Annotated in this window: 13 protein-coding genes; 10 read left to right on the top strand and 3 right to left on the bottom strand. The window is 38.6% G+C overall.

Annotated elements, in window-relative coordinates; all coding sequences use genetic code 11:
- The first annotated feature begins 546 nt into the window (after positions 1 to 546).
- The 7 genes from IQ264_RS25790 to IQ264_RS25760 all read left to right on the top strand — a co-directional run bounded on the left by IQ264_RS25790 (position 547) and on the right by IQ264_RS25760 (position 11,897).
- Entirely contained in the window at positions 547 to 2,130 is a 1,584-nt protein-coding gene (locus IQ264_RS25790) for an NB-ARC domain-containing protein (RefSeq protein WP_193984279.1), read from the top strand.
- A gap of 415 nt (positions 2,131 to 2,545) precedes the next feature.
- A complete protein-coding gene (locus tag IQ264_RS25785) occupies positions 2,546 to 3,631 on the top strand; it encodes a C1 family peptidase (protein ID WP_193984277.1) in 1,086 nt (361 codons plus the stop codon).
- A gap of 164 nt (positions 3,632 to 3,795) precedes the next feature.
- On the top strand, positions 3,796 to 4,281 hold the full coding sequence (locus IQ264_RS25780; protein WP_193984275.1) for a hypothetical protein: 486 nt from the start codon (positions 3,796 to 3,798) through the stop codon (positions 4,279 to 4,281).
- Between the two features lie 206 nt (positions 4,282 to 4,487).
- A complete protein-coding gene (locus tag IQ264_RS25775; RefSeq protein ID WP_193984273.1) occupies positions 4,488 to 4,814 on the top strand; it encodes a protease inhibitor I42 family protein in 327 nt (108 codons plus the stop codon).
- Between the two features lie 121 nt (positions 4,815 to 4,935).
- The gene (locus IQ264_RS25770) at positions 4,936 to 5,505 is read left to right on the top strand and encodes a hypothetical protein (protein WP_228061816.1); all 570 of its coding nucleotides are present in this window, start codon (positions 4,936 to 4,938) and stop codon (positions 5,503 to 5,505) included.
- A gap of 32 nt (positions 5,506 to 5,537) precedes the next feature.
- On the top strand, positions 5,538 to 7,538 hold the full coding sequence (locus IQ264_RS25765; protein WP_193984271.1) for an SIR2 family protein: 2,001 nt from the start codon (positions 5,538 to 5,540) through the stop codon (positions 7,536 to 7,538).
- 39 nt (positions 7,539 to 7,577) lie between these two features.
- Positions 7,578 to 11,897: a WD40 repeat domain-containing protein gene (locus tag IQ264_RS25760; protein WP_193984269.1), complete on the top strand. Its 4,320-nt coding sequence runs from the start codon at positions 7,578 to 7,580 to the stop codon at positions 11,895 to 11,897.
- 363 nt (positions 11,898 to 12,260) lie between these two features.
- Here IQ264_RS25760 and IQ264_RS25755 read toward each other — a convergent pair whose 3' ends face one another.
- From IQ264_RS25755 to IQ264_RS25745, 3 genes are all read right to left on the bottom strand, one after another.
- Positions 12,261 to 13,190: a sialate O-acetylesterase gene (locus IQ264_RS25755; RefSeq protein WP_193984282.1), complete on the bottom strand. Its 930-nt coding sequence runs from the start codon at positions 13,188 to 13,190 to the stop codon at positions 12,261 to 12,263.
- 63 nt (positions 13,191 to 13,253) lie between these two features.
- Positions 13,254 to 14,447: an acyltransferase family protein gene (locus tag IQ264_RS25750; protein ID WP_193984267.1), complete on the bottom strand. Its 1,194-nt coding sequence runs from the start codon at positions 14,445 to 14,447 to the stop codon at positions 13,254 to 13,256.
- 240 nt (positions 14,448 to 14,687) lie between these two features.
- The gene (locus tag IQ264_RS25745; protein WP_193984265.1) at positions 14,688 to 15,020 is read right to left on the bottom strand and encodes a hypothetical protein; all 333 of its coding nucleotides are present in this window, start codon (positions 15,018 to 15,020) and stop codon (positions 14,688 to 14,690) included.
- Positions 15,021 to 15,121: 101 nt separating this feature from the next.
- On the opposite strand from IQ264_RS25745, the gene IQ264_RS25740 reads away from it, so the two are divergent.
- The 3 genes from IQ264_RS25740 to IQ264_RS25730 all read left to right on the top strand — a co-directional run.
- A complete protein-coding gene (locus IQ264_RS25740) occupies positions 15,122 to 15,487 on the top strand; it encodes a VOC family protein (RefSeq protein WP_193984263.1) in 366 nt (121 codons plus the stop codon).
- 212 nt (positions 15,488 to 15,699) lie between these two features.
- A complete protein-coding gene (locus IQ264_RS25735; protein WP_193984261.1) occupies positions 15,700 to 15,906 on the top strand; it encodes a hypothetical protein in 207 nt (68 codons plus the stop codon).
- Positions 15,907 to 16,040: 134 nt separating this feature from the next.
- Positions 16,041 to 17,321, top strand: a 1,281-nt coding sequence (locus IQ264_RS25730; protein ID WP_413470369.1) for an endonuclease MutS2, incomplete at its 3' end; no start/stop codon positions are given.

The following is a 17,321-nucleotide window of genomic DNA, read 5'->3' as shown; positions in this document are numbered from 1 at the left end:
CGGAACTTGGATCGTAGATCCGAACGCTTCAGGAGATTTGGCCTCTACTTTGGCTGGAGCAATCCTGCCAGAGCAAGCTGAGTCTATGAATGAAGAATCACCGCTGCTTTAGCACGGTGAGTGTCAAAGACTACTGTCATTGTGCCAAATTAAGTGTCGTAGTGACAAATTGATGTCGTTGAATAGGCAGTGATAAATTACTGTCATCCTTATTAGCTTTGGCAAATAATTAAATTTATTAATTTTGGTGAATCAAAAATAAAAAAATCCTTTAATTTTCGAGTTTACTCAGCTGAGTAACCTTAACTTGCTTAAAATTATGGAAGATAACATTTCATTTTGATGGTGATTGGATTTTAAAATAATTTCTTTAAATGGATGTAGCGTTCCGATAAAAATCTTTAAACTCTCGTACCTTACCGATCAAGACTTTAACGATTGGCTTTTGCAAAAAGTCAGTTGAATTTAAGCGTGCATCTTCCCTGCCGATCGTAGGCAGTTGATCTCGCTATCTTGAATTGATTTAATTAAAAAGAGAGGCTCTCGATGAATCCACAGAAACAGAGTCGTAAACGCGGTGTGATCTTAACACCTCAAGGATTAAAGAAACTCCAAGAAGCAAAATTTGAAGCGGAAAGTGAAGAGAACTACAATAAACCTTATACGCTTGAAGTTTTAAGCGATCGCACTAGCTTAGACCCAAGTACCCTAATCAAAGTATTCGCTGGCGAAGTTGGAGTTGATAAACGTACCCTTAGTCGCTGCTTTAGAGCTTTTAATCTACATCTGGAACAAAGTGATTATTTCCTGCCTTCCGAAACTCTTAGTTTAACTCCTTTCCCTCACCCTAAAATTGAGTCCAGTTTATCTAAATCTGATTACTTTACTTCCTACTCCTCACGCAACGAATCTCTTGGAAAGCTAATCACTTTACGACAAGCTACTCCACAAGAGCCTACTAAATACTTACAGCATTCAGCACCAAATATAAGTTGGGGCGAAGCACCAGATGTTTCTGTGTTTTACGGACGCACAGAAGAACTAATAATGCTAAATCACTGGATTATGAAAGAGCATTGCCGATTGGTGATGCTCTTAGGTATAGGTGGAATGGGTAAAACTTATCTATCTGTCAAACTGGCGCAGCAAATACAGAGTAAGTTCGATTTCGTCATCTGGCGCAGTCTTCGTAACGCTCCATCAATTCCAGAACTTTTGGCAGGATTAATTCAGTTTCTGTCTAATCAGCAGGAAACAGATTTGCCAGAATCTGTAGACCGCAGAATTTTACGTTTGATAGAGTATCTGCAAAGTCATCGCTGTTTGCTGATTTTTGATAGTGGAGAATCAATACTCCGCCGTTCCGAGAGTTCTGGGGACAAACTAAGCCAACATCCTAGAGTTTATCGAGAAGGATATGAAGATTATGGTCAGCTATTCAGATGCCTGGGAGAAATGCCCCATCAAAGCTGTCTGCTATTGACTAGTCGTGAAAAACCAAAATGGTTAGGGTTTAAAGAAGGGAAAAACTTACCGATTCGGTCTTTCAAATTAAGTGAGTTACAACTAAAGGACGTTCAAGAAATTCTCACAGCTAAAGGATGCTGTTGCCAATCCCTAGCACTCTGTAAAAAGTTAAAAGATTTTTATGCAGGAAATCCTTTAAACTTGAAAGTAGCCTCTAAAACGATTTGTAATGTTTTTAACGGGTGTCTTGATGAATTCTTCCGGCAAAAGGTGACAGTTTTCGGAGAAATTAAAGTCATTTTAGACCAGCAAATTAATTGTTTGTCAACCTCGGAAAGAATGATTATGTTTGAGATAGCCACTCATCAAATACCCGTAAGATTTTCAGAGTTACGAGAAAAAATTGTGGATCAAATCTCTTCTTCAGAAATTCTAGAAGCCTTAGAATCTTTAGAAGAGCGATCGCTAATCGAAAAAAAACAGGCTCTCTTTTCTTTACAGCCCGTTGTCCAAGAATATATCATTGAGCAATTAATTGGCAGCAACAGTCAACCTAAACAATTAGAGTTATCAAGGAACCTATTTCAGGAGCCAATGATTACTTGCGAATGGAAAGATAGCTGTAGCAATTGCAATCCTCAACACTTTACCCACAATCATTAGACATCTCCAAAAAAGAATGTAAAGACATTGCACAAACAAGAATGTAGAGACTTTGTAGGCAACATCTCTACAAAAGTTTTATCTAACAACGTAAGGTTATACCAATTCTCTCCAATTCTCTATGAAGATGCGCTGCACGGAACCCCACCCCAAACCCCTCCCCGTATACGGGGAGGGGCAATGATTAAGCGCAACTTTACGGAGAATTGGTATTAGGCTAAAGATCCTTAACTTTCTGACTAACTTCCTTAATTTCACTTGCCGAAACAAAAAGAAAGGCTCAAACTGAAATGAAGATTCCAACTAGAGTCAAATCTAGGAGATTCTTATCAAGTGCAGTCTAAAATTAGGTTCCTTGATTCATCAACGTTTGTAAGTTCAATTCCTACCTACTTTGCGTTTTTAGGAGATGTTTATGGATGCTGTAAAACTGCAAGCAGCTATCGATCTGGCTAACGCTAACTGGCAAGCAGGTGCAACAAGTATATCTGAATTGTCAGAAGACGAAAAACAAAAACGTTTAGGCTATACTCCTGCTCCCGGTGAACCCTCATTAGAAGAACGTGAACAAATAGCACGAATCAACTACGGAGCCTTCCAAACTGCACAAGCTCACGGTCAGGCTTTTGGATATCCAACCTCTTACGATTTACGGACGGGTGGCTTTGTCACAGCAATTCAGGATCAAGCCAGCTGTGGTTCTTGCGTCGCTTTCGGTACAGTCGCCACAATTGAAGCAACCTTCCGCCGTCAGCGAAATAATCCAAACTTGAATGTTAACCTGTCGGAAGCACACTTATTCTACTGCTATGCCAAGAATGAAGGCATGAACTGCGGTACAGGATGGTATCCTGACCATGCAATGGAAGCCGCCAAAAAGGGAATTGTTGACGAGGCTTGCTTCCCCTATACAGCAGGAGATCAGGACTGCAAACTTTGTTCCGATTGGCAAAACCGCCTGGTGAGCATTACTGGCTATCACAAAATCACTGATGTCTCTGCAATGAAAGAGTGGTTGTCTAGTCGTGGTGCATTAAGTGCTTGCTTCAATGTCTACAACGATTTCTTCCATTACAAGAGCGGTGTCTATCGTCATGTTACTGGCACTTTAGCAGGTGGACACTGTATTTCGATCGTTGGTTATGATGACGCTCAGGGATGCTGGATTTGCAAGAACAGTTGGGGAACTGGCTGGGGTGAACAAGGCTTTTTCAGGATTGCTTATGGCGAGTGTGGTATGGAAGCTTGGGTCTATGCAGTAGATGGCATTGATGAAACAGGCTGGTTGAGTAATGTTACGGTTCAAGGTCTTTGGACTAATAATTCTGACCTAAACTCATACGTCTATTTAAGCAACGGTATTGGCTGGCGTAGACTATGCACCTCCAATGTCAATGCTCACCTTGATATGCTCACACAATTAGCTGCTTCCAAACAGCAAAATCATGCTGTTTCCGTTTATGAACTTCATGGAGTGATTACTCAGGTTTATGCCTGGTAACTACAACTCCCAAATTGATAATAATTCAGGTTGCCAAACACGATCTGTTAAACAATCAATCATTTTGAATGGGAGTTTACATCTGTTGGGCACTCACTCACAATTCCTGGAAAGCTTTTAAAGCAATTTACATAACATATCAGGTTTCATTCAAGAGGTTAATCATGAGCCAGCAATTTGAAACAAAATCCCCCATAACAAGCGATCGATCCTGCGAACCCTGTCAAACATCTATGCCAACTATGACCCTATCAACTCAAAGTAATGGTTCTACCAGTCAAAGTACCGCATTGCTCAATTATCCAACAGAAAATCCACCCGCCACTGTGACTGCTGCTGCCGCTGCCGCTGCGATCGAAGACTACCCTACCCAAGAACCGCCCAGTCAATTACAATTAGTGGCACAGAGTAAAGCTGTTAGCGCGGGTTGGCAAACTGATAAGAAAATAACTGGTTTGTGGAGTATTTGTTCCGATCAGCGGAACGCCTTTATGTACGTTGATGGAATGGGTTGGCGCAAATTTGCCGATAATTCTGATAGTGCAATCATGGCATTTAATATCATTGCCGCTCATGCCAAAGTTACTGGTAAAGGTACCTATTTCTATGAAGGCGATGATGGCAAAGTAAATACTCTTTACGTCTGGTAATCTTTTTTCCTGTAACCACTTAAGTTGATAGCAGGTTACATTCAACTGTTGACGGTTGAAAGTTGAATAGCAGTATTCACTAGGCAACCGTCAACGACCAGAGAAAACAATTCTAATTTTAAGGGGATGAAATCCAACAATTTCTATCTCTTATCTATACAAATTTGTAAATTCACATACCATTTATTTCGGTTTAATCACGCTCTATGTCTGAAGTAAATCTAACTCAAGTTGATAATGGCAAAGTCATAACGCTCAAGCGCGGACAGATACTCACACTTCGTTTGGACGAAAATCCAACCACAGGCTATCGCTGGTCAAACCCTACTTTTAATGCACAGGTTTTACAACTCAATAGTGACAACTTTAATCTACCTAGTAATTCTGCGATCGGCGGAGGAGGACAGCGTGTGTTCACCTTTCAAGCCAATAATTCCGGTCAAGTAAGATTACAATTTAAAAAATTGCGCGAGTGGGTTGGTGATTCATCTACTATTGAGCAATTTGAAGTTACTATTCAAGTTACTGAATAGCTGAGGTTTGGCAGTAGCTTATATTAGCAAAATTCATAATTACTCAACGAAAAAGTAGTACCAATAACAAGTGATATAGCTCCGAAAATAAATACCAACTAAATTTCAACACGGAGTTCTTATGATGGATGAGCAGCAGCAGATGTTCGATGTATATCTTCAGGAATATAGCAAACTGAAGGATGAGCAGGCACAACGAATAGGCTTTCGAGATAATCTGTTGTATGTGACTCTAGGCTTATTCGCTACGGTGTTGGCGTTGACAATGGGCGAAAAAGCCAATCCCTATGCGCTGTTGGTGCTTCCCTGGGTAAGTCTGGTATTAGGGTGGACTTATTTAGTAAATGACCAGAAAATTTCAGCGATCGGTCAATATATTCGCTACACACTGGTTAAAAAAATCAGTAATTTGGCTTGTCGAGCAGATGCAGATATTGAAGAAATTGAATCTATGTTTGGTTGGGAAATTGCTCATAGGAGCGATCGACATCGCAAGCGACGAAAGATTGAGCAATTAACTATTGATGAAATTGCGTTTGTGCTGTCCGGTATTGTGGCGCTGATAGCTTTTGGTTATATGGTGCGGGAAGTGCAGTGGATCGTTCAGATTATACGTTGGACTGAGCTGATATTGTTACTAATTTTAGGTTGGGAGATTTTTGTTTACGCTGATTTAGCTAAGGGACGGTAGTACTTCATATTGAATAATCTTTGGTGGTAAAAATGACTTCAGAACCTTTTCATGCAGTAATTTTGACGGCTCTTCCCATTGAGTATAAAGCTGTACGCGCTCACTTAACTGATCTTCAAGAAGAAACCGATCCCCAAGGGACAGTCTACGAGCAGGGCAAGTTCATCGCTAATGGTTCAATCTGGGATGTAGCAATTGCTCAAATTGGAGCAGGAATTATCGGTGCAGCACGGGCAACAGCGCAAGCAATCAACAACTTCCAACCAGATGTTATCCTCTTTGTCGGCGTAGCTGGAGGCATCAAGGATGTTGCACTCGGTGATGTCGTTGCTGCAACCAAAATTTACGAATATGAGTTTGGCAAGGCGGAGAAAAAATTCAAGCCTAGACCGGAAGTTGGGTTAAGTAACTTTAACTTAGTACAACGAGCTAGAGCCGAAGCCAGTAGTTCAGATTGGCAACAAAGAATAAGACCAGCACCACTCTCAACTCCAAAGGTTCATGTCGCTCCGATTGCGTCTGGCGAAAAGGTGATTGCTTCAATCGAATCAAAGTTGTTTGAGTTTTTGCGATCAAACTATGAAGATGCGATCGCTGTTGAAATGGAGGGATTTGGCTTTCTGAATGCAACTCATGCTCATCAGCAGGTCTCTGCGTTAGTCATTCGGGGCATCTCCGATCTAATTTTCAATAAGACCGAGGTAGACAAGAAAGGCTATCAGGAGATTGCTGCTTGTCATGCGAGTGCGTTTGCATTTCAAGTTCTAGCGAAGTTTATTCCTCCACTTACTCCACCTCCTATTCGAGAAGACGTAGACCGTCTTCTAAAGGAATACTCTCAAGACTTTAAAAAGATATCTGATTCGTTGAAAAAAGGGAGATTAATTATCTTTCTTGGTTCGGGCATCAATTCTTCTCCTGATACCCCAGAGCCAAAGAATAGACCCCCAAGTGATATAACAATAGCTAAATTTATGGCTACAGATAAACATTTAAATCAAAGTTCACTAGAAGAGTTAGTAGGTTTACCTTGTGAAATCTGTCCTACTGAGCTAGAAAAAAGACCCAGTGGGAGAGGTAATAGCAACGAGCAAGAGCCAAAAAATGTGTGTCCAGTAATAGATAGAATAAATCAGTCTAAAGATAAAGTTCTCCACTTAGAATATCAACAGAATTTATCATTTGCTAGGCTATCTTTGCGCTGTATGAGTCAATACCTTATAAACGAAAGTGGAGAGAGAACAGCTGCGTCTAGAGTACTTAGAAAACTATTAACAGATCAAAATTACGAACCAAATGATGTACAAAAATATTTTGCCGATCTAGCACTGGCTATTGAAAAAATTAACAGGAGATCTAATAATAAGTTCTCTCAATTAATAATTATGACGACTAATTATGACTTTGGTTTAGAAAAAGCTTTCGCAGAAAAAGAATTAGATATTGATATACTATATTACTATGTTATAGAAAATAAATTGTTGCACAAATCATACAAATCAATAACGCATGAAAAAAAATATGAATACAATGAGTATCAAGGTACAGCAATTAGCCAAGAATATAAGGAATTGCTACCTGATTCCGGTGATGAAGTGGCAAAAGCTACAAAGCCAATTATCTTGAAGTTATATGGTGGAGCTTTATGTGAAACCAAGAATATTTATAGTAATTTTGTTATTACTGAAACGGAACACTTTGACTTTCTCAACTCCTTAAAAGGCTATGCTCAAGTCTTTCCTACAAATCTTACTGACTATTTAACAAAAAGCGATATTTTACTGATTGGCTACAGCGCCAACAATACTGAGTTAAAAAATATCTTACACTGCCTTTTTGATAATACTAATCCAAGCAGGTGGCAACAAATTCCCGATCCAAACGATCCATACAGACTTCGAGGTTGGCTAATTGATAAATCTAATCCTGGAGACATAAACAATGAAAAATACTGGGATCATTGGGAAATAAAACTAATTCCATACTCCTGGGATATTTTTATTGAGGCATTGAAAAAAGAGATTCGATTATAACGTAAAAAATTTTTTCTTGGTGCAGAAGAAGGTGTAAATATGGAAAAAACAATGCTTGAACCATATAGAGGTATTCCTCCTTACAGAGAGGAAGATTCTATATTTTACTTCGGAAGGGAATCTTGGCGAAATAAAGTCATCAAGTATCTAAAGCTTCATAAACTAACAGTACTTTATGGTCAAAGTGGGGTTGGCAAAAGCTCTCTTCTTCAAGCTGGTGTTACTAGTTTGTTGCGAGAAGAGGCGGAGAATAATCGAAAAATTATTGGAGTGCCAAAACTTGCTACTATTGTTTTCAACGAATGGGAGCCAACAGGGGATGACCTGACATATTCAGATATAGAAAAACAACTGTTAAATAGAATTCAGAAGAAAATTCTAGAAGAAATTGTTCAAGTAACAAAAGATGATTCTGTTCAAGAAAAATCAGAAAAGATCAAAGCCCAGAAAAAACAAGAAGCAGAGGAAAAAGAGAATTTATTGCCCTCTGACTGGATTCTAGATTTAATGACATACATAGAAATCCTCAGTGGGAAATTTCAAGATGGTAAGCTATTAATCATTTTAGATCCGTTTGAAAATTATTTCCTGTACAATCTTTCCCTAAAGAATGAATTTTTGAAGTTTTTGTCAGAAGCGGTTAATTATTGTAGCTTACCTGTTAATTTTCTCATTTCACTTCGTTCAGACGCTTACTACCAACTTGAACAATTGAAAAGTGATATACCCAGTATTTTCGATCATTGTTTAGAACTTAACCATCTTGAGAAAGAATCAGCGAGACAGGCTATTATAAAGCCGCTTAATCGATACAATTGCCAACAGACCATTGTTAACCATTTAAAGAAATTCCGTTTAACAATTTTAGTGGGAGGAAGTAAAATTGGTAAGAGCTTCATACTGAAAAAAGGAGTTGTTCCCTATCTTGATTCGGAATTAAAAGAAAATTTAGACAAATCCGAACAATCCCTATTTCCTACTGTTATTCTTGATGATTGGAAAACAGAATCCCTTAATGAACTCATCAAGAATATTGAGACTAAAATCGCTCCAATTTTAGAAATAAAATTATCGAAGTCTCGATCAACAGATAAGCTAGATAATATCTTTAAAGCTTGGAGTAATTTTCCAAAAGTCAAACAGAGTAATAGTCAGTTATTAATTATACTTGACTACTTTAAAGAAGATGGACACCATTCTACAAATCAAGAACTATTTAGTACTTTATTGCATCAGCTTCTCACTAGTAATGATTGGTCAGTTCATTGCCTCATTTCCCTTAGAGAAGACGATTTAGAGAGCTTTTACACTTTAATTTCTGAATTTAAAGATAAAATTCCAGCATTTGACGATCAATACTTTGAACTATCTGAAGATTCTATCTGCATTAAATCATTTAAGGATAAAAATCAACAATTTTCCAGTCAAAAAACAGTTGAATTTGAAGACAATTTAGTTGATAATATCTTAAAGGAGTTATGCAATAAAGATAAATTACTACATAGTAATAATGAAACATCAACTGAAGTTCGGGTTGCTGCGCCCTACCTCCAAATTGTAATGACTCGACTTTGGGAAGAAAAAGAATGTCAGAATGGCTTACATATTATAACTAAAAAGAAATTTGATGATGCCGCAAAACCAGATAATTTAGACTTTGTGGATGTAATTGTCAAGGAATATGTAGAGCAAAAAATATCGCAACTCTTTTCTAAAGAGGGTAAATCTGAAAAGACTAAACAAGATGAGAAAACAGCAAAGCACGTTCTTTCTTACTTTTTAACCCCATCAGGTGGCAAAAACCTCTTGTCTGGAGATGATTTAGTTAAATATGCTCAAGAAGAGGCTGATAAATTCAATCTTCCTTGGATATTGAAGGAGGAGAAAGTCAATGAAATTTTGAAAAAACTAAGTGATGCAAGGATTTTACGTTCAGTTGGATTGTCATCAAAGCCAAGTTACGAAATCTACCTCAGTCAACTGGGCAAAGTCATTCGCCAGATTCGTACAGAATATTTAAGCTATGTTCGCAGTCTTACAATCGCACAAAGATTGCCAGCCCAAGCGTTATCTCTGCTGAAATACAAACAAGATGATTTAGCTGCTTTGCTGACACTTCATGCGTATAACAAGCTTAAGGAAAATGGAGATGTATATAGTTTATCGCAAGTTGATTCAGCAATACGAGAGATTTTGAATAAACATCGTTTTAGCTGTCTTTTTGAAAAACCTGATTATAATGAGAGTGACATTTTCCAGCCGACTTTTTGGCAAGCAGCATTCAATCCAAAGATGGACATGGTAGCAGCCAGTCAGCAAAGAGGAGAATTGTGGCTGTGGGATTTAAGCCAAAGCAATCTTACAACTAAGTCTTTTCAAATTTATGAGGATCATAACTTTAGAAATCGAGAATTCTTAGATCTACCAATAGCATTCAATCCAGATGGCAGCCTTTTAGCTTCAATCTGTCAGAACAACACAGAGAAAAAAGAGACTGTGACAATATGGGAAGTGGATCGGTTAATGTCGTGGGATGGTCAACCTCCTACTCCTAAAGCTAAGTTCCAGCTGCCAAGCAAAGGACAGATCATGTCAGTAGCATTCCAACCCCCTAATGGACAGATAGTTGCTACCGTTAGTTGGCAGGGTCATGTTACGTTATGGGATCTCAATAAAGCTGAGAAACCAGTTTTATGCCGGAACATAGAGACAAAAAAAGAAAATAATTGGATTTGGTCAGTTGCCTTTAGCGCAGATGGAAACATGATTGCTATCGGAGGCAAGTATGGAGTTTATCTTTGGGAGTTGTTTACTAAATCAGAATTTATTGCTCGTAAGACAATAATTATGAATTTGTGTAAAGATGATCCTAAAGAAATTTTCTCCGTTACATTTAGTCAGGATGGAAAGTGGCTAGCTGTAGGTGCTGGCGATCGAAATGTGTACTTGTATCACTTGTATCCGCTTGACAAAATTACACAACCTCCTTGCCCTCTGAAAGGACATAAAGATGAAGTTAGAGCAGTTGCTTTTAGTTCAGATTCGACAAGGTTAGCTTCAGCAAGTAAAGATCAGACAATTAGAGTATGGAATCTGGAGAATCTAGAAACTGATTCGCCTCCTGAAACAGAGGAAATTTTGTCTGGTCATTACTATGGCGTAGGTTCAGTTGCTTTTGACCCACAAAATTCTCAACGTCTAATTTCATGCGGTTGGGATAGGACAATTAGGATTTGGGATCTTCAGACAGAACCAAAAATCAAGGAGTTTTTCCCAGAAAACGAAAAACATGAGGACATTGATGTTATTTCCGTAGGATTTATTGATGATAAAAGATTTATTGTAGTTATCTCCGATAACAGAGTGTTAGTGGGAGATTACAAGAGTTTAGATCAAAAAACACCCCTGAAAGACGCTGCTGATGCCAAAGTCTCCGCTGTAGCTTTCTGGCCTTTGAACAATCCGATTGAAAAAGTAGCTATAGGTAGCTCTGATAATCAAATAGAAATTTGGGAATGGAAGGAGGAAAATTTGGTTCGGACTTTTAAATATCAAGAGACTCAAAATGAAGACATAAAAAACATTAGTTCGTTAGCTTTTAGTCCGAATGGCGAAATTTTAGTATTAGGGTTAGCAAATGCTCAAAATACTGTTTATCTATTTGATCTTACCCAATCTATAACTGAACTTCATCCTTTAAAGTATACCGAGCCAGTTTCATCAATGTGTTTTAATTCTAATCCTAATCAAGTCATTTTAGCTATATCCAATAAAACAGGTAAAATCAGTCTTTGGAATCTGAACCAGATTACTAAACCTTGCCCTCTTATTGAAAAACCTCTTGAACAAAAACAGATTTTTGGTTTTTCCGCACCTATAGTTTTCAATCCTGACGGAGAAAGCCTAGCATCAGGAACCGATCATTCATTGATAGATTTGTGGGATTTAAATCAATCTGAACAATCAAATTTTCCTGAATTAAAACCTTCTGAGAACACAAAATTTCTCGAACTCCAAAAAAGCTTGCCTAGCCAAAATTTTTGCGTAACTTCATTAGCTTTTAGCTTTACCAAAGATAGAAAATGGTTAGCTTCAGGACGGTATGACGGTAGTATTCAGTTGTGGGATATGAATAATCTAGACTGTGAACCAATTGTTCTTCAAGGACATAAAAGCCAAGTGAGTTCGCTTGCCTTTAGCCCAGATGGTAAAAAATTACTATCAGGTAGCTTCGATAATACGGTTTGCCTGTGGATTGTAGAGACAGAGGAATTGGTTAAAAAGCTTAAGAACAACTGGCGACGTGAATTAACAGAAAAAGAACAGAAAAAGTTCATCGGTATTGAATCGCCCAGATGATATAGCAATCGTCAGGGCGGTTAGGTTAACGTCAGTTCGACGGAGTGGAAAAAAGGAAAGAAAAGCTGAGACTAGATTTGAAGTTCCAAAGCCTCAGCAATAAAAATGATCGTATTGCACCTAGAGCGTCAGTCCAGTAAGTAAAAACTCTTGACAGAAAAACCAACATAAGTACTGTGTAGGGGCGAAGCATTCGGGCAGAAAATTTTGGGTTTTGTACAATAAATTGTCGCCCGAATGCTTTGCCCCTCCAAGGTCTGTACATCGACCCACATTTAGTTAATTTGGTCAAATACTTCTACTGGACTGGCGCTCTAGATATCGCCCAAGTCTTTTGCGATGTAGACGACTTGTTTCAAAAGTTTATTTTGGCAAGCTCAAATAAGCTTTGGCAAAACGTTGACCGATTGTTTGATAACTTTCTGTTGTAAAGTGAACGTAGTCTTTCAACGCTAAGTCATCTGTGGTAATCATTGCCGAAAATGGCAACTTAACTTGACGCTGTTGTTCTTGGACAACTGCCCAATTTATAAATCTTTCTGGTTCTGTGTTACTGCCAATTTGTGCATAAACCACAGGTAAATTAGGTAAGTTTAAATCGCTGCGCCAATTTTTGACAAGAAGCGTAAATTTATTTGCCCATTGATTGGCAGAAAATATTCTTTTGGGATCTTCCTTAGGGTCTACTGTATCAATTTCGCCTTGAAAAAACAGAATACCTGCAACATTTCCCATTAGCGAAGCAGCACGTACTCTTTTTAAACAAGATCCATAAAGGGTATTTTCGTCTAAGTTTCCGTTTCTTTGCCACTCGTGGATAGAAGAACCACCCTTAGCGCAGGGTATTAATCCTATTACCATATCTGGATGCTGTTTTAAAACAGTGGTGGCAAAGTCCATTGCAGGGCTATAACCTGCGGGTATGTCTTGGGATACTTTGTCAACTTGATTTGTTGAATCATCGACAGGTTCTTTTGCCAATTTCCAGCGATAATCGTTACCAAAAACATAAATTTTGGGGTTAGTTTTTGTTTCCTGTGGAAGATGGCCCATTCCCGCCATATTTGACTGTCCAGCAAGTATGAACAATTGTAATTTTCCTTGATACTTTTGAGGAATACTACTTTCATTTGTCCCTGCTGTTTCTGATGAAGAAGTTCTCCGAAAATTTCCTTGGAGTATATTCCTGAAACCGTAACTTTTTTCTAAAATAGCGCCCACTGCTACCCCAATGACTAAGGAAACAACAATAGTTCCGATGATAGGTGGGATATTTGCTTTGTTGAATTTCATCACGCTTGGGTGTTCCTAGATGCCGTCACAACAAAAATGCTCTTGGTTGATTGATGAAGTGGTTCAAACGAATTGTTTTAAGATTTTGATTCTTTTAAATAAGACGGTAAGTGCGATCGATCCGCCCAAGACTAGGAAAAAGTTAGCTAATATAAACAAAACTGGAACTGCCTGTAACAGATTGCCCAACACAGGAATGCTATCCAAAGGTAGAGGTTTTTCAAAGGTAAAGAAAACGTGAAAACCATAAATTCCCAAAGAGCAATAAGAGAGAAACTTAACAATGGCAGGAACTTGCTGTTTTGATATTATACCCAAATATAGCAGTAACCAAGAGCCAAAAACGAGAGACAGCCTTAAATAATGATCTAAAGGTGCTTGGTCTACTTGAATTAGCAGACCATTACTTGTCAATATCCACTCTAGAGCAAAAAAGAATAATGTTAAACCAAGTAAGCTATATAACTTTCGTTTCAAAAATGTAGTTATATTGGCTAATTTACCCTCCTTGTATTCTTCTACCGTAATGGCGGCAGTAAAGACATAAGGTAAGAAATTAACGGGTGTGTAGTCCCATCCAGTGATATTATTTATGAAGTTTAAGAATGATGATTGAATCCCTGTATTTTTAATGATTGGTTGGACAGTGGAAAAACTAAAGACTAAAATACATGAGGCGAAAAGTAACCAGTAAGTAAGGTTAATTTTTGTCGCTGGCTTTTCTATTTTGCTCAACAACAAAACTAAAATTTCACCAAGGACTGTGACAAAAATGAGAGAAAAGAAGAAGAAATAGGGTGTGCTGTTACCGCTAACTATAAACTCTAAAAAAGCTTTGATTGATGAAGTTGCGCCTGTGATTGTTTCAATCCCTCCGACAAACAAAATATCAAATAGAGTGATCGAACCAACCCAAAAAAGATAAAGATATATTAGCCGGGGAAGACGTTTTTTAATAAAGTAGTTAAGACCTATTTTCTCACTCTTCTTGTAAAAAAGAAAGAGGGAGACTTGTAAAAAGACTGGAACTGCAAGCGCACCTACCATTCCACTCAATACATAATCGCTGAATGCCTTAGCAAAACTACTCGGTACAAGGATTTTTGGGATGTTAAAAATCTTGGTTTTGTATGCGACTATAACGACGGAAAATATAGCGCGGAGAAAGTCAAACGCTGCAAATTTTTGCTCTTTCTTTGCTAGGTGTTCTGGTTCAGTATTTTGATAAGAATCACCTGAATTTGCCGAAAGCTCCATAATAGTTAGCTCCTAGTCCCAAGTAAAATAAAAGAAAGGAAATAAACAAAACAAACTTACTTATTATACTAAATTTGATTTTTTAAGTCTACTATCCAATCTTCCTGAATTAATGCAGCAGCGTAGCTTTCGATACCAAATAGAAGGACTATAGTCCTGACAAGAAACCAGCTTTATTAGTCTTTAAACCGGAAGCGATTCGCGTAGCGAATCGCTTCTAATAAGTTAAACTGGCAAAATTTATGCCTCATTCTTACCAGTTTCTAAAGCTTCAGTTGGTTGATTTACTGGAGTTGGATTTGCCACTAATACAGTTTTTTTCGTGGTTGGTGTTTCGGGAGTTTGTCGTTTACTAGCTGTGGGATTTTGCTGGGTTTTTGGTGGTAATGGTGGTAAAGAACTTGTAACTGTTTCAGTTGTTGAATCCCCGATATCTGCATCAACATCAATGTCTGCATCGGCATCTAGTTCGACATCATCATCTCCCCCACCAGAAACAATTACTAGTATGAATAGCAACACTCCCATTCCTAAAAAAATCCAATAAGCCAGATTGACGGGATTAAACAACATAGGATATAAACATCTGTCTGGAGTCAGAAAGGTTTGAAAACCTATTCCAAAGTAACTGTAATACAATGAGAAATAGGGAGAAACGTTAAGATTTTTAATTTATGAAGTTGAAACGACTGGGGCACGTCGCCATCTGTGTTAAAGATATTAGTCTAGCAGCCGAGTTTTACCAAAACTTAGGTATGGAATTAGTCTGGAAAGATGCAGACTGGGCTTACCTGAAAGCTGGGGATGATGGTTTGGCGCTGTTGAGTCCAGGTTACGATCAAGCAGGAGCACATTTTGGGTTTATCTTCAATGAACGCCAGGAAATGGAAACTGCTTACGAACAACTTAAGGCGCAAGACATCCATTTAACTAAAATTCACGAACATCGGGATGGTACAGCTTCTTTTTACGGTCGCGATCCTGATGGTAACTGGTTTGAGTACCTTTACGAGCCAGTACCAGTGGCTACGCCTAGTTAGGGGGAGATGGGGGGATGGGGAGATGGGGAGAAAATTTAACCTTTACTCTTTCTTACCTTCTGCCTTCTGCCTTCTGCGTTTAATTTTCGTTATCCTACTTTTGAGAGGGATTATTGCCAGTCAGGTTAAGCAGATTGACAGAGGTTTAACCGCTTCGATCGGCCTAAGTTTGTAACAAGAACTTTACAAACTCTCAGGCAATAGGATTCAATATGGTTAGCTTGACTGGTAATTACTTGGCTCCACTAAGACCTTTTTATGCACGAGATGAGGAAGTTTTGCAGGAAATGTTTGCAAAGTTGGATGCAGATCAATTGGATCATATCGAGAATTATCCTTTAATTCCAGAATATTTAATCCTGGAATTTTGGGAAATTCAGGTAGGGGCGAAGCATCCGGGCAGAAAATTTAAGATTTAGCTCAGAGATTGAAACCCGAATGCTTCGCCCTTACTAGATTGTTAAATGCTGGTTCTGTAGTTGATTCCCTCAATCCCTGTCGAAAATCGGCAATTGTCAAATTAATTTACCCTATTGAAATTAGATTTTAAGCCTTGATTCAAAACGAAACTTTAGAACTACTCGAATGGCCTCGCTTGTGCCATCATTTATCTACCTTCGCTGCTACTAAGTTAGGAGCGATCGCAGCACGTCACCTACAAATACCTCAAATTCAAGAAGAAAGTTTAACACTTTTAGCCCAAACTAAGGAAGTTTACGAATTAGAAAATCGCTTAGTTTCCGGGTTAAATTTTGACGGAATTACTGATATTGGTGATGCTTTAGAAAGAGCAGAATTGCAAGGGATTTTGTCAGGTGAAGAGTTGTTGAATATTGCCACAACTCTTGCCGGAACTAGACAATTGCGCCGAGTAATTGATAACCAAGAAGATTTGCCTGTTTTGAACGAATTAGTTGCAGATTTACGCACTTATCCAGAGTTAGAACAGGAAATTCATCGTTGTATTGACGATCGCGGCGATGTTGCCGATCGCGCTAGTACAAAACTCGCGGGAATTCGCCATCAAATGCGCCAACAGCGAGATAGAATTTATCAGGTTTTACAGGGAATTATTCAACGCCAATCTAATGCAGTTCAAGAACAAGTAATTACCCAAAGAGGCGATCGCTTTGTGATTCCGGTAAAAGCAACTAGTAAAGATGCAATTCCGGGAATTGTTCATGATACTTCCATGAGTGGTGCGACTCTTTATGTCGAACCAAATTCGATCGTATCTTTGGGAAATCAACTGCGGCAATTAATGCGTCAAGAACAAAACGAAGCCGAAGCAATTCGCAGAGCTTTGACGGAACAAGTCGCAGAAGTTAAACCAGATTTAGAGCGATTATTGGCGATCGCCACAACTCTAGATTTAGCCACCGCTAGAGCCAGATATAGTTTATGGTTAGAAGCAAATCCACCGCGATTTATTGAACCACAAAAAGAAACTATAACCCTGCGACAATTGCGCCATCCACTGTTAGTTTGGCAACAAAAACATGAACAAGGTTCGGCAGTAATTCCTGTTGATTTATTAATTCAACCTCATATCAGAGTTGTTACAATTACAGGGCCAAATACTGGGGGAAAAACCGTTACTTTAAAAACCTTGGCTTTAGCCGCTTTAATGGCAAAAGTCGGCTTATTTATCCCCGCACGCGAACCCGTAGAAATCCCCTGGTTCGATCAAATTTTAGCCGATATTGGTGATGAACAATCTCTGCAACAAAGCCTTTCTACTTTCTCCGGGCACATCCGTAGAATTAGTCGGATTTTAGCAGCAATCTCAGGGGAGATGGGGAAACAAGAGATGGGGAGATGGGGAGATGGGGAG

The sequence above is a fragment of the [Phormidium] sp. LEGE 05292 genome (assembly GCF_015207735.1).
In the GTDB taxonomy this organism is placed as follows: Bacteria; Cyanobacteriota; Cyanobacteriia; order Cyanobacteriales; family Aerosakkonemataceae; genus Floridanema.
The sequence above is the reverse complement of the archived record's forward strand: the minus strand, read 5'-3'. Positions and strand labels throughout refer to the sequence as shown.

Bases quoted from the DNA above. Each gene is read 5' to 3' on its own strand.
- IQ264_RS25745 (WP_193984265.1), bottom strand. From the start codon at position 15,020: ATGTTGTTTAATCCCGTCAATCTGGCTTATTGGATTTTTTTAGGAATG.
- IQ264_RS25785 (WP_193984277.1), top strand. From the start codon at position 2,546: ATGGATGCTGTAAAACTGCAAGCAGCTATCGATCTGGCTAACGCTAAC.
- IQ264_RS25775 (WP_193984273.1), top strand. From the start codon at position 4,488: ATGTCTGAAGTAAATCTAACTCAAGTTGATAATGGCAAAGTCATAACG.
- IQ264_RS25755 (WP_193984282.1), bottom strand. From the start codon at position 13,190: ATGAAATTCAACAAAGCAAATATCCCACCTATCATCGGAACTATTGTT.
- IQ264_RS25750 (WP_193984267.1), bottom strand. From the start codon at position 14,447: ATGGAGCTTTCGGCAAATTCAGGTGATTCTTATCAAAATACTGAACCA.
- IQ264_RS25765 (WP_193984271.1), top strand. From the start codon at position 5,538: ATGACTTCAGAACCTTTTCATGCAGTAATTTTGACGGCTCTTCCCATT.
- IQ264_RS25735 (WP_193984261.1), top strand. From the start codon at position 15,700: ATGGTTAGCTTGACTGGTAATTACTTGGCTCCACTAAGACCTTTTTAT.
- IQ264_RS25780 (WP_193984275.1), top strand. From the start codon at position 3,796: ATGAGCCAGCAATTTGAAACAAAATCCCCCATAACAAGCGATCGATCC.
- IQ264_RS25740 (WP_193984263.1), top strand. From the start codon at position 15,122: ATGAAGTTGAAACGACTGGGGCACGTCGCCATCTGTGTTAAAGATATT.
- IQ264_RS25770 (WP_228061816.1), top strand. From the start codon at position 4,936: ATGATGGATGAGCAGCAGCAGATGTTCGATGTATATCTTCAGGAATAT.
- IQ264_RS25760 (WP_193984269.1), top strand. From the start codon at position 7,578: ATGGAAAAAACAATGCTTGAACCATATAGAGGTATTCCTCCTTACAGA.
- IQ264_RS25790 (WP_193984279.1), top strand. From the start codon at position 547: ATGAATCCACAGAAACAGAGTCGTAAACGCGGTGTGATCTTAACACCT.